Source organism: Robertmurraya massiliosenegalensis JC6 (genome assembly GCF_000311725.1).
Lineage (GTDB): Bacteria > Bacillota > Bacilli > Bacillales > Cytobacillaceae > Robertmurraya > Robertmurraya massiliosenegalensis.
Genome location: NZ_HE978511.1, coordinates 454,622 through 469,995 on the forward strand (window position 1 = coordinate 454,622; position 15,374 = coordinate 469,995).

11 protein-coding genes and 2 pseudogenes are annotated in these 15,374 nt (G+C 39.4%); 1 reads left to right on the forward strand and 12 read right to left on the reverse strand.

What is annotated here, in order from left to right:
- Positions 1–20 precede the first annotated feature (20 nt).
- The 10 genes and pseudogenes from rsmB to BMSHG_RS25625 all read right to left on the reverse strand — a co-directional run bounded on the left by rsmB (position 21) and on the right by BMSHG_RS25625 (position 11,478).
- Positions 21–1,370, reverse strand: coding sequence for a 16S rRNA (cytosine(967)-C(5))-methyltransferase RsmB (gene rsmB, locus BMSHG_RS02395; protein WP_019152834.1), 1,350 nt, complete (start codon positions 1,368–1,370; stop codon positions 21–23).
- Position 1,371: 1 nt separating this feature from the next.
- The gene (fmt, locus tag BMSHG_RS02400) at positions 1,372–2,310 is read right to left on the reverse strand and encodes a methionyl-tRNA formyltransferase (protein WP_019152835.1); all 939 of its coding nucleotides are present in this window, start codon (positions 2,308–2,310) and stop codon (positions 1,372–1,374) included.
- The gene (gene def, locus BMSHG_RS02405) at positions 2,303–2,791 is read right to left on the reverse strand and encodes a peptide deformylase (protein ID WP_019152836.1); all 489 of its coding nucleotides are present in this window, start codon (positions 2,789–2,791) and stop codon (positions 2,303–2,305) included. Before def ends, fmt begins: the two co-directional genes overlap by 8 nt.
- 53 nt (positions 2,792–2,844) lie before the next feature.
- Positions 2,845–5,247 carry a primosomal protein N' gene (gene priA, locus BMSHG_RS02410; RefSeq protein ID WP_026073297.1) on the reverse strand — a complete coding sequence of 801 codons (2,403 nt, stop codon included), beginning with the start codon at positions 5,245–5,247 and terminating at the stop codon, positions 2,845–2,847.
- Positions 5,244–6,452 carry a bifunctional phosphopantothenoylcysteine decarboxylase/phosphopantothenate--cysteine ligase CoaBC gene (coaBC, locus tag BMSHG_RS02415; protein ID WP_019152838.1) on the reverse strand — a complete coding sequence of 403 codons (1,209 nt, stop codon included), beginning with the start codon at positions 6,450–6,452 and terminating at the stop codon, positions 5,244–5,246. The genes priA and coaBC overlap by 4 nt, the downstream gene beginning before the upstream one ends.
- Positions 6,453–6,619: 167 nt before the next feature.
- Positions 6,620–6,841, reverse strand: coding sequence for a DNA-directed RNA polymerase subunit omega (rpoZ, locus tag BMSHG_RS02420; RefSeq protein WP_019152839.1), 222 nt, complete (start codon positions 6,839–6,841; stop codon positions 6,620–6,622).
- Positions 6,842–6,843: 2 nt separating this feature from the next.
- Positions 6,844–7,458 carry a guanylate kinase gene (gene gmk / locus BMSHG_RS02425; protein WP_019152840.1) on the reverse strand — a complete coding sequence of 205 codons (615 nt, stop codon included), beginning with the start codon at positions 7,456–7,458 and terminating at the stop codon, positions 6,844–6,846.
- 9 nt (positions 7,459–7,467) lie between these two features.
- A complete protein-coding gene (remA, locus tag BMSHG_RS02430) occupies positions 7,468–7,731 on the reverse strand; it encodes an extracellular matrix/biofilm regulator RemA (RefSeq protein ID WP_019152841.1) in 264 nt (87 codons plus the stop codon).
- 60 nt (positions 7,732–7,791) lie between these two features.
- Entirely contained in the window at positions 7,792–8,667 is an 876-nt protein-coding gene (locus tag BMSHG_RS02435; protein WP_019152842.1) for a YicC/YloC family endoribonuclease, read from the reverse strand.
- Between the two features lie 122 nt (positions 8,668–8,789).
- Positions 8,790–11,478, reverse strand: a pseudogene (locus BMSHG_RS25625) (calcium-translocating P-type ATPase, SERCA-type).
- A 285-nt stretch (positions 11,479–11,763) separates the two neighbouring features.
- Between BMSHG_RS25625 and BMSHG_RS25630 the strand changes: the two are divergent.
- A pseudogene (locus tag BMSHG_RS25630) lies at positions 11,764–13,472 on the forward strand (Rqc2 family fibronectin-binding protein).
- 556 nt (positions 13,473–14,028) lie between these two features.
- Here BMSHG_RS25630 and pyrE read toward each other — a convergent pair.
- Positions 14,029–14,661, reverse strand: coding sequence for an orotate phosphoribosyltransferase (pyrE, locus tag BMSHG_RS02455; RefSeq protein WP_019152844.1), 633 nt, complete (start codon positions 14,659–14,661; stop codon positions 14,029–14,031).
- Positions 14,658–15,374 carry an orotidine-5'-phosphate decarboxylase gene (gene pyrF, locus BMSHG_RS02460; RefSeq protein WP_019152845.1) on the reverse strand — a complete coding sequence of 239 codons (717 nt, stop codon included), beginning with the start codon at positions 15,372–15,374 and terminating at the stop codon, positions 14,658–14,660. Before pyrF ends, pyrE begins: the two co-directional genes overlap by 4 nt.

Genomic DNA, 15,374 nt, shown 5'->3' on the forward strand with positions numbered 1-15,374 from the left:
TGTCAACAATAAACGAGTATTTACGAATTTAATCTTCTTAATGCGGCTATATAAAATCCATCTGAGCCAAAATCCTGCGGCAAAATTTGCAATGTGAACTCATCGCAAAGCGGTTGGATCGTTTCTGGAAGTCGACCTTTCAGTCCAATATCTCCAATAAATTCTTTATTCTCACCCAAAAACTTTTCAACAACAGCCCCATTCTCAGTTTCATCCACTGTACATGTACTATAAACAAGAATACCACCTTTTTTCAATAAAGGTGTGACAGATTTCAAAAGTTGCAACTGAATCTCTTGAAGCTGATCAACATCTGTTTCTTTTTTCGTGTACTTCATATCCGGTTTTCTTCTCATGACCCCGAATCCGGAGCAAGGTGCATCTAGAAGAATACGATCAAAGCTTTCTTCTTTGAAATGTTCTTGCACTTTACGACTATCCAATGCTTTTGTCTCAATATTCGTTAATTGTAAACGACTGGCATTTTGAGCGATAAGCTTTACTTTATGATCATGAAGGTCTAATGAAAAGACCTTACCTGTTTGATTAAGCTTTTCGGCAATATGAGTCGTTTTCCCTCCAGGAGCAGCGCAAGCATCCAATATTTCTTCATCTTGTTGTACACCTAAGGCATATGCAACGATCATCGAACTTTCATCTTGTATCGTTAATAGTCCGTCCTTAAATGCTTGTGAGTTTGCTAAATTTCCTTTTAAACATCTGATCGCTTCAGGAATAACAGAACTCGCCTCAACTTGATACCCTTCCTCTTGGAGCATTTCCATACATGCTTTGCGATTTGTTTTTGTCGTATTGATGCGCGCTGTTTGAAGAGGTGCTGTTAAATTCATCTCGCACATTTCCTTTGCTCGCTCATAACCTAGTTGATTGACCCAACGTTGCACCAACCAAGACGGGTGACTTGTACTAATGGAAAGGCGTTCGACTGGGTCACTTATGTCTTCAAGACTGGGGACGCCTTCTCTTTGAATAGATCTTAACACTCCATTGACCATACTTGATATCCCTTTGTGACCTCGCCTCTTTGCCATTTCAACAGCCTCATAAATCGCAGCACGGTCGGGGATTTTATCTAGATAGACCATTTGATAAACAGTCAATCTCAGTAACTGTCGAACCCACAACTCCAATTTACGAGCTTTTTTTAAAAAAGGCTGCAAATAAAAGTCTAGTGTCATTCTTCGCTGTAATGTTCCATATACTAATTCGGTTAATAGTCCGATATCCTTAGAATTGATTTGATTTTTCTTGATCTCATTATTTAATAGAAGATTGCTGTAAGATTGATTTTTCTCAATCTGTTCTAAAATCCTAAGAGCACCTTCTCTTACATTGTTTGACTGACTCATTCTATTCTCCTAATCTGTCTCCAACGACTACCTTTGCCCCTCTTAAAAAATCGCTAGCTTTCATTCGTTTTTTTCCAGATGGTTGGAGCTCGATGATTTTCACAGCTGTTTCATTACCTGTTGCGACAATGAATCCATCCTCTTCTATCGCCATGATTTCACCTGGGAGTTTTGTTGAAGAAGTATGACATTTTTCCACCCACCAAATTTTCATCACAGTGCCTAAATGAGTGGTATATGCAACAGGCCATGGATTAAAACCTCTCACATGGTTATAAATAGCTTCTCCTGTTTTCGTCCAATCAATCTTCTCTTGCTCTCGTTTGATCGTATAAGCAAAGGTCGCTTCTTCTTCCTTTTGAGGAGTTGCCTTTAATTCCCCCTTCAAAAGCTTTGGTAAGGTTTCCGATAGTAGTTTTGCACCTGCAGAACTTAGTTTGTCATGCAATGTGCCAACCGTATCTGTTTCTGTAATTGGAACCTCTACTTGCGTGAGCATATCTCCAGCATCAAGTTTTTCAACCATATACATAATCGTAATCCCTGTCTTCTCTTTCCCTTGCACGATTGCGTAATGCATAGGGGCACCACCTCTTAATTCTGGTAATAGCGATGCATGGACATTAATACAGCCAAACTTCGGGGCATCTAGCAGTTCTTTCGGTAAAATTTGCCCAAAGGCTGCCGTTACGATCAAATCTGGATGAAGTGCCAAAATGGGTTCTAATGCTTCCCTTTGGCGAATTTTTTCTGGCTGAAAAACAGGGATTCCATGTTTTTCAGCTTCAACTTTCACCGGTGGAGGAGTTAACACTTTTTTTCTTCCTACAGGACGATCTGGCTGTGTCACCACTCCAATCACTTCAAAGCCATCTTCAATAATTTGTTGTAAAACAGGAACAGAAAAATCTGGTGTTCCCATAAAAACGATTTTAGTCATTTTGCTCCACTTCCTCTAACTCTTCTTCTTCTAAATATCGACTAACTTTTGACGTAAATAAGATTCCATGCAGATGATCGATTTCATGCTGTATTGCACGAGCTAAATAGTCTTCTGCTTCAAATACGAACGGCTTGCCTTTACGATCAAGGGCTTTAACCTTTACGTAATAGGGTCTCGCAACTTCCCCATAAAGACCAGGAAAACTCAGGCACCCTTCCACGCCATTTTGTTCTCCAGATGTTTCAAGAATTTCTGGGTTAATCAGTTCAATTGTGCCTGTGTCATCATCTATATCAACAATGGCGATTTGCTTGTTCACACCTATTTGTGGTGCAGCAAGTCCAACGCCATCAAATTCAATCATCGTTTCATACATATCATTTAATAACTTTGCTAATTTTTTATCAAATACCTTTACTGGCTCACATTCCTGCTCCAATATTTCAGCAGGATATGTCACAATGGCTTTTACAGTCAACTCATTTCCTCCATTAACGATTCATTTCTCATAAAACTTTTTTAACAACCTGATTACATTAAAATATAAGGATTTACATCAATCGAAATTTGCAAACCTTTTGAGACGATATCTTGTTGGTAATGCTCGAGCACCGTCTTTAATGTTTTGTTTAATTCTGGTTCACGTTTGTATTTTATCAAACATTGATAGCGATATCTATTTTTGATCCGGGAGATCGGTGAAGCAACAGGACCAAGGACATGAGATTCTCTCGATAGCTTAGATTGGACAAACTTTGCAATCTTGTCTGTGATAGAAGCTACCATCGCTACGTTTTCATGGGATACTGTAATCAGAGCAATATAATAATACGGTGGATATTGATGGGATTTACGAACCATCATTTCCCTTTCAAAAAAGCGATCAAAATTTTGCTCAGAAGCTAATTCAATACTATAATGTTCTGGCGTGTATGTCTGGATAATGACTTCTCCAGGCAACTCATGCCTCCCCGCTCTTCCACTAACCTGTGTTAAAAGTTGAAATGTCTTTTCGGAAGACCGGAAGTCTGGCAAGTGCAGCATCGTATCTGCTGAAAGCACACCAACGAGCGTAATATTGGGGAAGTCAAGACCCTTAGCGATCATTTGTGTACCAAGAAGGATATCTGCCTTTCCTTCTTCAAATTCAGTTAATAATCGTTCATGTGAACCCTTTCGACTTGTCGTATCTACATCCATTCTAATCACTCTTGCCTCTGGCAATACTTTGCCAAGCTCTTCCTCGACCTTTTGTGTCCCTGTTCCAAAATAACGTATATGCTCGCTATTGCATTCCGGACAGCGCTGAGGGACAGGTGCTTCATAACCACAGTAATGGCATTTCATTTGCTGATTAAAGCGGTGATATGTAAGGGAAATATCACAATTCGGGCAATTAACTACATAGCCACAATCACGGCACATAACGAAGGAAGAGTGCCCTCTTTTATTTAAAAACAGAACAATCTGTTGTTTTTTTTCAAGTCGCTCTTTCAATCCTTCAATTAACGTTCTTGAAAACATGGAACGATTTCCATCTCTAAGCTCTTCTCTCATGTCGACGATTTGCACAGAAGGTAATGATTGATTATTCATTCTTTTAGGTAATGTTAGTAACTCATATACCCCCTTTTGGGCACGGGCAAATGTTTCTAATGTTGGTGTTGCACTTCCTAAAATGACTGGACATTGATGGTAAAGGGAACGTTCAATTGCCACATCTCTAGCATGATAACGCGGATTATCTTCCTGCTTATAACTTGTCTCATGCTCTTCATCAATGATAATAATCCCTAAATGTTCAAATGGCGCAAATATAGCAGATCTCGCCCCAACGACTACTTTTACTTCCTTACGTTCGATTCTCCGCCATTCATCATATTTTTCTCCTGAAGATAGCCCACTATGGAGAACAGCCACCGCATCGCCAAATCTCCCCTTGAATCTTTTCACCATTTGCGGTGTCAAAGAGATTTCAGGAACTAATACAATCGCTTCTTTGCCTTTCTCTAACACTTTCTGGATCGACTGCAAATAGATTTCCGTTTTTCCACTACCTGTTACACCGTACAATAAAAATACCTTTTGTAGCTCTTCTTCAATGGTAGCTAAAATAGGAGCGATGGCATTCTCTTGTTCATTCGTTAACGGAAAAGGGGCGGTTTTGGCAAATACTCGATCTTCAAAGGGATCGCGATACACTTCGACATCCTTTTCTTCTAAAATTCCCTTTTTAACAAGACTTTTAATCGTTTGAGAGGAAATATTAAGGAGTGATTGAATTTGACGGAGTTCTATCGCTTCAGGCTTGTCGAGAAAATGGTCAATGAGATCCCGTTGTTTTTCTGCAGTTGCCACTAAGCTTGCTTTTGCCTGTTGAAGCCCTTCCTTATCCAAAAGCGGAGAAACATATTTCAATTTTTTCTTTTTTACTCTTTCCTTTACTTCGTATATAACCTCAACGGTTCCTTTAGCCGCTTCTTTTTGCAAAGCACTTAAATAGCCGGCAGCCTCACTCCACAAGATCATATCATCATGTTGAAATAGCGACTGTATTTTCGTTGGTAGACTTTCAACTGGAGCAAGTCTTCTAATCTTTTTCTTATATTTTGCCTTTAAAGCTGCTGGGAGCATCACTTGAAAGGCAGAAATTTTATAAGATAGGGTTTGTTCGGTTAACCAATCTCCAAGTTTCAGTAACTCCTGATTTAAGACAGGAGCTAGATCCATTGGTTCAACGATTTCTTTTAATTCCGCAAAGGATGAGTTCTCGCTTAACTCTACAACAAAACCTTGGATCGTTCTTGGTCCAAATGGAACTACGACCCTCATCCCAGGTTTTATCACTTCTTCTAAAGCCTCAGGAATTTTGTAATCAAACGTGCGATCCGTTTGCTTGGCTGGCACATCGACTATTACTTTAGCAATCATTATTTATCGTCACCCTTTAAGTATTGACTCGCTTCTATTAAAATTCTTCTCGCAACATCTTGTTTTGACATCATTGGAAGTTCTATTTTTGAACCATCACGCTTAAAAATGGTGACAATATTCGTATCTGTTGCAAAGCCTGCTCCTGGCACCTTCACATTGTTCGCAACAATCATATCAGCATTTTTCTTCTCAAGCTTCATCCTGGCATATTCCTCAACACGGCTAGTTTCTGCTGCAAAACCGATGAGAATTTGCTCTTTTTTCTCTTTTCCTAATTGCAGTAAGATGTCTGTTGTCCTCTCTAATTCCAGAACTTCTTCGCCATCTTTCTTCTTCACCTTTTCATCATGGGATATCTTTGGACGATAATCAGCAACTGCCGCTGTTTTAATGACAATGTCAGCTGTAGGATATTCTGTTCTCACCGCTTGAAGCATCTCTTCCGCACTTTCAACATGAATAACTTTGGCTCCTAATGGTGGTTGTACAGAAACAGGTCCTGAAATTAACACAACATCTGCTCCTAAACGAATGGCTTGTTCTGCTAAGGCGTAGCCCATTTTTCCACTTGAGTGGTTTGAAATAAATCGAACAGGATCAATCTTTTCACGGGTTGGACCAGCAGTTACCACAATTTTTTTTCCATAGAGCATCACTGGCTGTGGCTGAAAATAGGCTTCCATTAACTCAACAATTCTTTCTGGTTCCTCCAGACGCCCCTTGCCAACATATCCACACGCTAAGTAACCTTCGCTTGGCTCAATAAATTGATAGCCAAAGTGATGAAGTGTTTCAATATTTTTTTTGACAGCAGGGTGCTCATACATGTGGACATTCATTGCTGGAGCTACCCAAACTGGAGATGTCGTCGCTAAAAGTGTCGTTGTGACCATATTATCAGCGATACCGTTGGCCATTTTTCCAATAATGTTGGCAGTAGCAGGGGCAACCAAGACTAAATCTGCCCAATCTGCTAAATCGATATGAGCGATCACCTTTGAATCTTTTTCGTCAAAAGTATCTATGTATACGTCATTGCGTGATAATGCCTGAAAGGTCAACGGAGTCACGAACTTCGCCGCTGAATCACTAAGAATTACTTTCACTTGTGCGCCCGCCTGTGTAAGCTTACTCGTTAAAGCCGCCGCTTTGTAGACTGCAATTCCGCCTGTTACACACAGCAATACTTTTTTTCCATTTAACATTTATCGTTCCCCCTCAAAAACGCAAGCTCTTTCTTCCATTATGCAAGAATTGTCGTTTCATTGCATCTTTTATAATCGAAATGGCTTTAAAAACCTTACAAGTGTTCGTATTACACATTACTTTGGCAATAAAAAACAACCTATTTCTAGGTTGTTCATCCACCAATTTATTCAGCTGAAGATGATTCATCATGATTCACGATACGGAATGTCAACTCATCCGCATGAATCTCTTCTAACGCCTTCCCAACGGGTTTATGGGAAACATACTTTGTTAAGTATGGCTGTGCATCTTGTGATAAACGACGAGCTCTTTTAGCAGCTACTGATACTAATGAGTACTTGGAATCGATTTTTGTTAATAGTGAGTCTATTGATGGGTATAACATAGTTAATTTACCTCCAGCATTCTTTTATATTTCGGCTCAACGCGCTCTCTACGGAGATGCTCTGCAATGACTATTGCTTTAATTTTCTCTACCGCATTCTCTACTTTATCATTTTCTACGACATAATCATATAAATGCATCATTTCAATTTCTTCTTTCGCCGCATTCATGCGATTATTGATCACTTCCTCAGATTCAGTTCCTCGGGTAGTAATGCGGTTTTTTAATTCTGACAAACTTGGTGGTACGAGGAAAATAAACAAACCATCAGGAAATTTCTCCCTCACCTGCTTTGCACCCTCAACCTCAATTTCAAGGAAAACATCTTTTCCTCTATCTAATGTCTCTCGAACATAATCTACTGGTGTACCATAATAATTGCCAACAAACTCTGCATATTCAAGGAGCTTACCTTGTTTAATAAGCTCTTCAAACTCTTCTCTTGTCTTAAAGAAATAATCGACACCATTCACTTCTCCCTGTCTAGGTGAACGCGTGGTCATTGAAATGGAATATTCAAACGCCGTGTCCTCTTGCGAAAAAATTTCCTTTCTAACGGTACCTTTCCCGACTCCAGAGGGTCCAGATAAGACAATTAATAACCCCTTTTCTTGCATGAAATGTACCTACCCTTCATCTATAATTTCATCACGGTCATTCAGACGGGCTGCTACCGTTTCGGGCTGAACCGCTGAAAGAATCACATGGTCACTATCCATTACAATAACAGCTCGAGTTCTTCTTCCATAAGTGGCATCAATGAGGACACCACGGTCTCTTGCATCCTGGATAATTCTTTTTATTGGAGCTGACTCTGGACTAACTATTGAAATGATTCGGTTTGCAGAAACAATGTTTCCAAAGCCGATATTAATTAATTTAATTGACATGCTTCCCCTCCATAATTCAGTTATTTATTTTTACCTTGCTCGCCTGTTTCTAAACTAGGACTATTCTATATTTTGAACTTGTTCTTTCATTTTTTCGAGCGAACTCTTCATTTCGACGACTTCTCTAGCGATGCTAGAGTCATTTGCTTTTGAACCTATCGTGTTCACCTCACGATTCATTTCTTGGAGGAGAAAATCCAATTTACGTCCAATCGGTTCAGCTAATTTCATGATTTTTTGAAATTGACTAATATGACTTTCTAATCTCGTCAATTCCTCATTAATATCTACTTTATCGGCAAAAATGGCAATCTCGTTGACCATTCTCGCTTCATCTATTAAACCATTCGTGAATTCTTCCATTCTCTTCTTCAATCTATCTGCAAAGAGCTTGACAACTTTAGGAGCATATTCTCTTAGGAGAATGACTTTTTCACTTAAAAGTTTCAATTGTTTATGTATGTCGCTTTCAAGGACCTTCCCTTCAATGATACGCATTTGCTTTAATTGCAACGCTGCATTTTCGATTGCATCAAGTACAAGCTGTTCTAGTTCTTCATTTCCACCATGATCTTCATCAATTGAAATAAAGTCACTTCTTTGGAGAACGTCCTGTAAAGAAATAGCATGTGCAAACTCATACTTATTCTGAATCGCTTTTATCGATTGAACATATTGTTCAAGCAGTTGCCAATCCACCACTACTTTAGAAGTGGAGTGTCCGGTACCTTCTAGGGTAACAAATACTTCGATTCGTCCTCTCGTCACTTGCTCAGCTATTTTTTTCTTGATTTTATCCTCGATCACCAATAGTTGTCTAGGCATTCGTATATTGAATTCAAGAAACCGATGATTAACAGCTTTTATTTCTACTGTCACAGAACATGTTTCGAGTTCTGCTTTACTACGGCCAAAGCCTGTCATACTCACGATCATCGTAACACATCCAATTTTTGATATTGAATACATCTGTTTTGCTAAAGAGTATTTTAACAAAATAGCCCATTGAAAAAGGTAATAGAGCCATCGCTCTATTACCTTTTGGATTATAACATAGTTTACTTTCTTTTTCTTGCCAAAAATGTTCCCGCCAGTAAAAAAGTTGGTGCAGCAGCTAAACCGAGAATCATGATCCAATCTTTCGCTAAAATCGGAACAGTATGGAAAATCGGTTGTAACGGTGGATAATAGATGACGACAAACATTAAGGCGACAGATGATATAACAGCCCAAACTAAATACATATTTCCGAAAGGATTACGGGCAAATATCGATTTTTCACTACGACAATCAAACACATGAATCAGTTGTGCCATGACTAAGGTAGCAAAAGCAACGGTTTGTGCGTACGCTAAATGGTCTGGATTTTCATTATTAGCAATCATAAAGGCAACCAATGTCGCAAGCCCGATTAAGAATCCCCTTGAGACAACCTTCCACCCTAAGCCCCTTGCAAATATCCCTTCTTTCGGATCTCTTGGCTTTCGCTTCATTACATCTCCTTCTGGTTGATCAAGGCCTAAAGCCATTGCTGGCAAGCCATCTGTGACAAGATTAACCCAGAGAATTTGGATCGGTACGAGCGGTAACGGTAATGCCAAAAGCATCGCAAAAAGCATAACAAGAATTTCACCTACATTGGAAGCTAATAAGTAACGAATAAATTTGCGGACATTTTCATAAATATTGCGTCCTTCTTTAATTGCTGCTTTAATCGTTGCAAAGTTGTCATCTAATAAAACCAGAGCTGATGCTTCCTTTGCCACATCTGTTCCAGTAATCCCCATTGCTACACCAATATCAGCTGTCTTAATGGCAGGAGCATCATTGACTCCATCCCCTGTCATCGCCACAATATGTCCTTGATTTTGGAAAGCACGAACAATTTTCAACTTATGCTCAGGTGATACGCGGGCAAACACAGCCACTTCATCGACTACTGCTTCTAACTCATCGACTGACATATTGGATAATGCATTGCCATCTAGTACTTTCTTATCTTTTGTTAGAATTCCTAACTGAGTGGCAATTGCCTTCGCTGTAATCAAATGATCTCCAGTAATCATAACGGTCTTTATTCCCGCTTCCTTGCATTCTTTAACAGCTAATTTCACCTCTGGTCTTGGCGGGTCGATCATCCCTTGTAACCCAATAAAGGTTAAATCCTTCTCCGCTTCCTTTTCATCTAGAATCATTGTTTTAGCGGGTATTTCTTTAAATCCAATTGCAATGGTTCGCAGTGCATTTGAAGCTAATTCATTGATTGCTGCCTGCACCTCATTTTTTCTATCTGCCGAAAGAAGCTGACGTTTTCCTTCCCACAGAATCGATTCGCTAATTCCAACCATTACATCTGGGGCACCTTTCGTCACAATAAATTGACGCCCATTTTGATCCTTTATAATGATAGACATTAGCTTTCTAGTAGAATCGAATGGAAACTCTTGTACAATCTTATATTGCTTTAATAGGTTATCACGATTATAACCTGCCTTCATGGCTGCAACTAGCAAAGCACCTTCTGTTGGGTCACCGTCGACCACATATTCATGATGATCATTCTCTTTTAAGACGGCATGATTACACATCATTCCAAACATCAGCATTTGCTGAATCGATTTTTCACGGCTCACATCTACTGGATTGTCCTGATCTCCCCGATAAAAACTTCCTCTAGGGCTATAGCCTACCCCGTCCACTCTCCATGTCGTTCCCCCACTCCATAGATGCGTAACGGTCATCTTGTTTTGCGTCATCGTCCCTGTTTTATCAGAACAAATAACAGATGCACAACCTAATGTTTCTACAGCTGGAAGCTTTCGAACGATTGCATTTTTCTTAATCATCCGTTGGACTCCCAGTGAAAGTGCAACGGTAACGATAGCTGGCAGACCCTCTGGAATAGCTGCAACCGCTAGTGAAACACCTGCTAAAAACATCGTATAAAGATCATGTCCTTGGATGACTCCAACAAGAACGACTAAAACAGTAAGTAATAAGGCAACAATGATAAGGATTTTCCCGAGTTGCTGAAGTTTTCTTTGAAGTGGTGTAATCATCGTCTCCGCATTTTGCAATAGGTCTGCAATCTGGCCCATCGCCGTCTTCATACCAGTACCAACGACCACCCCAATCCCTGAACCTCTCGTCACCATCGTACCCATAAAGGCCATGTTTTCCATATCACCAATACCAATATTCTCTTTTCCAATCGCTTCAGTTGTTTTTGATACTGGAAGAGATTCACCTGTTAAAGCTGATTCTTCGATCTCTAAACTTTTTGAGTCTATTACTCTTACATCTGCTCCAATTCTGTCCCCTGAGGAAAATTTCACGACATCCCCTGGAACAAGCTCCTTTGATGGGATCTTTCTCCATTCACCGTCTCGCAAGACCATGACATGTGGGGCAGACAGTTCTTTTAACGCTTGTAACGATTTCTCCGCTTTCCTCTCCTGGAAAAAAACCGAGAAAACCATTAATGATGACGATGGCAATGATAGCAATCGCATCGATATATTCTCCTAACAACCCGGAAATTAAGACAGCTCCTAATAGAACAAGAACCATAAAATCTTTGAATTGACTAAAAAATAAAAGAATAGCTGACTGTTTTTCCCCTTCATCTAATTCATTAAATCCTTGCTGCTTCATTCGTTTTCTCGCATCACTACTTGATAGACCGTTAGAAAAGTCGGTATTCAAGACCTTTTCAATATCTTGTTCTTTCATCTCATGGTACTTCATCCGACCATTTCACTCCTCCTCCAGCATTGTAAAACCTTGCAAATCACTGCTAATATTTGTGATAGAATGCAAACTCACTCTAAAGAAAGCTTATTCAGACTCGTCCTAAAAAATGCTACAATAAACTCAAATTTGAAAAGAGAAAAAAAGCTACTAATTCCAATCTCCGTTTATTTTTATTTTCAGTAGTTACTTTAGTTTAAGGACCAGACATCCAGATTCGTTTTTTCCTTAAAAATAGGCTATGATTAAGGATGAGATTTTAGAAAGAAGAGGATGTTACATATGTCATTTGACGGTGTCTTTACAAGAGCGATTACGCATGAATTTTCTTCCCTTTTAAAAGGAGGAAGAATCAATAAAATACATCAACCTTTTAAAAATGAAATTGTCTTAATCATTCGTGCCAACGGTAAGAATCACAAACTCCTTATTTCTGTGCATCCAAGTTATGCGAGGGCTCAATTAACGAATGAAAGCTATGAAAATCCAAATGAGCCACCGATGTTCTGTATGCTCCTTAGAAAACATCTCGAAGGTTTTATTTTAGAGGATATCCATCAAGTCGGAATGGATCGGATCATTGTTTTTGACGTAAAAGGACGAAATGAGATTGGAGATATTTCTTCTAAGCAGCTAATCGTGGAAATTATGGGGCGGCACAGCAATATTATTTTAGTAGATAAGACGAGAAATATGATTCTAGACAGCATCAAGCATATTTCCTATGCGGTAAACAGCCATCGAGCCGTTATGCCAGGACAAGAATATATCGCCCCTCCTGTGCAGAACAAGGAAAATCCATTGGATGCAACGGAAGAAGCCGTATTAAGAAAATTAGACTTTAATGCTGGTAAATTGGATAAACAAATCGTTGAACAATTCGCCGGAATTTCACCACTCCTTGCGAAAGAGATTGTGTATCATGCAGGAATCGCCAATAGAATGACGATTCCAAAAGCGTTCGTAGACGTATTACGAAAAATAAAGGAGCATACCTACGAGCCAGCCATTACGATGAAGGATAAGAAAGAATCCTTTTACCTCTTTCCATTAGAACACCTATATGGGGAAAGTAAACGTTATGAATCGCTCAGCGAACTCCTTGACCGCTATTATTTTGGCAAAGCAGATCGAGATCGAGTAAAACAGCAAGCCACTGATTTAGAACGATTCATTTTGAATGAAAAAGAAAAAAATGAAAAGAAATTAAAAAGCTCGAAGCGACAATCAATGAAGCGAAAAATGCAACTCAATATCAGCTGTATGGGGAACTGTTAACAGCTAATCTCTATGCCTTAGAAAAAGGAATGAAGGAAATTGAGGTCATCAATTATTATGATGAGAATAGCGGAACGGTCACGATTCCATTAAATCCGCAAAAGACCCCTTCTGAAAATGCGCAGAGATTTTTCACCCGATATCAGAAATCCAAAACCGCTCTCCTAATGGCAAGTGAACAATTGGAAAAAGCAAAAGAAGAGGTTGTCTATTTCGATTCTCTCCTGCAGCAAGTTGAAACAGCCTCAACGAAGGACATCTCTGAAATCCGCGAGGAACTGATTGAAGGTGGCTACTTACGAGATCGGCATAAGAAAAGCAACAAAAATAGTAAAAATGCCAAGCCTATTTTGGAAAAATACACGTCTACAGATGGAACGGAAATTCTCGTCGGCAAAAACAATAAGCAAAATGATTATTTAACAAATAAAATAGCCGGCAAGGACGAAATTTGGCTCCATACGAAGGATATTCCTGGTTCCCATGTGGTCATTCGAAGTGCAAATCCTTCTGATGAGACAATTCTTGAAGCAGCTCAACTCGCAGCTTATTTCAGTAAAGCGAGGAATTCTAGTTCCGTTCCTGTCGACTTCACGCAAATTCGCCACGTCAAGAAGCCAAGCGGCGCAAAGCCTGGTTACGTCATATATGATCATCAGCAAACGGTGTACGTGACGCCTGAGGAAGATACCGTGTTACGATTGAAGAAATAGAAGAGATTTAGATATGGTAGTAAGGATTTAGTTTTTCCTTACTACCTTTTTTGCTTTTTAAATAATGAAACTATTTCAAACGGTATTCGTACTGTATAATAATGGTACCATTGCATATCCATGGAGGATGTTATATAAATGGGATCAACCAATTTTTTAGGAAATCGTTCTAGGGATACTATCATCTTCGGCATAAAAAAATAGAACGCTGGAACGCACAACGGATAGTTTAGGATTCCATTGTTTTCGACAGGCTCTTGTTTCAAGTAAAATGCATGGAAGAATAAAATACTGAAATGGATGAACAAAATATTAGAATGGGGGAATAAAGATGAAAATTAAATTAATGTCAATTTTATGCGCCTTCGCCTTAGGAATTCAATTGTTCTTCATACTTCCAACTGCCTTTATGGAAGGCAATGTCATAAAATTCTTGGTTAATATTGGGGTATGTGTGTTGTTAATTATCCCCATTACACGAGATATATTCAAATCCTTACCTAATAATTAATGAAAGAGAAGATCCAAAAATCTTCCCTTTCCATTTCTACCATTATTAAACCCTTTGTTTCCCCCACTCAGCAGGGTCCATTTTCCATTCTGTTAGGCTTTCTAAATCTTTTTGTTGGATACGGCCCTTCGCTTCTGCTACTTCGATTAGAGTTGAGAAGTCAGAAAGAGAATAAGCCGTTATGTTTGCTTCAGCAAGAAGTTCCTTTCCCTTTTCTAGTTCATAAGTAAAAATGGATACGACTCCTAATACGTCACAGCCTGCTTCTCTTAATGCAGCTACTGCCGTAATGACGCTTCCACCAGTAGAAATCAAATCTTCTACGACGACGACTTTTTGTCCTTCCACTGCTTTCCCTTCAATTTGCTTTCCTTTTCCATGACCCTTTGCCTTTGAACGTACATAGCACATTGGAAGGTCAAGTAGGTCACTTACCCATGCTGCATGGGGAATTCCTGCGGTTGCTGTACCTGCAACAAGCTCAGCTGTAGGGAAATTCTCTTCAATGAGCTCCTTTAATCCATTGGCAATTTCCTTACGTACATGGGGATAGGATAGCGTTAAACGATTGTCACAGTAAATCGGTGACTTAAGACCAGACGACCAAGTAAAAGGTTCTTCAGGTTTTAAGGCAACTGCTTCTATTTCTAATAATCTTTCAGCGATGATTTTTTTCATACTTGAACACCTTCCCATGCTTGTTTATAGGCTTGATAGCTTTTGAATGGATCTTCTGACTTCGTAATCCCTCTGCCAACCACTATTGCTGAAACCCCAGCTGCTCTTGCTTCCTCAGGTGTTGCCACTCTTTTTTGATCCTGAACGAGGTCAGAGTTTAAGCGAATCCCTGGTGTCACTGTCAGAAACTCTTTTCCTAGATGCTGCCGTATCATAGCCACTTCATGGGATGAACAAACGACTCCATCAATTCCAGATTCTTGTGCAATCATTGAATAATGAAGTACCGATTGTTGAAGAGTTGCTTCAATAAGCTGCTCGCTTTTCATTTGCTGTTCTGATGTACTCGTTAACTGGGTGACAGCAACACAAGCAGGTCTCTTCTCTTTAGCTTGCGTTCCAGCCTCTAATCCTTCAAGAGCAGACTGCATCATTTCTTTTCCCCCTGCCGCATGAACATTGACAAGGTCACAGCCTAGTTTCGCTAACCCTTTCATCGCTCTGTACACCGTGTTTGGGATATCATGCAATTTCAAATCGAGAAAAATTTGATGCTCTTTTTCTTTTATTTCTTGGATGATTTGAGGACCTTCCTGATAAAAAAGCTCCATCCCAACCTTTACAAAGAGTTTCTCGTCCTGAAATTGATGTAAAAAATGGAATACCTCATGTTTATTCGGAAAATCAAGGGCGATAATTAGGGGATTATTCAA

Coding starts and splice junctions, on each gene's coding strand:
- gmk (WP_019152840.1), bottom strand. CDS start 7,458: ATGCAAGAAAAGGGGTTATTAATTGTCTTATCTGGACCCTCTGGAGTC.
- rpoZ (WP_019152839.1), bottom strand. CDS start 6,841: ATGTTATACCCATCAATAGACTCACTATTAACAAAAATCGATTCCAAG.
- BMSHG_RS02435 (WP_019152842.1), bottom strand. CDS start 8,667: ATGATCGTGAGTATGACAGGCTTTGGCCGTAGTAAAGCAGAACTCGAA.
- pyrE (WP_019152844.1), bottom strand. CDS start 14,661: ATGAAAAAAATCATCGCTGAAAGATTATTAGAAATAGAAGCAGTTGCC.
- rsmB (WP_019152834.1), bottom strand. CDS start 1,370: ATGAGTCAGTCAAACAATGTAAGAGAAGGTGCTCTTAGGATTTTAGAA.
- coaBC (WP_019152838.1), bottom strand. CDS start 6,452: ATGTTAAATGGAAAAAAAGTATTGCTGTGTGTAACAGGCGGAATTGCA.
- remA (WP_019152841.1), bottom strand. CDS start 7,731: ATGTCAATTAAATTAATTAATATCGGCTTTGGAAACATTGTTTCTGCA.
- fmt (WP_019152835.1), bottom strand. CDS start 2,310: ATGACTAAAATCGTTTTTATGGGAACACCAGATTTTTCTGTTCCTGTT.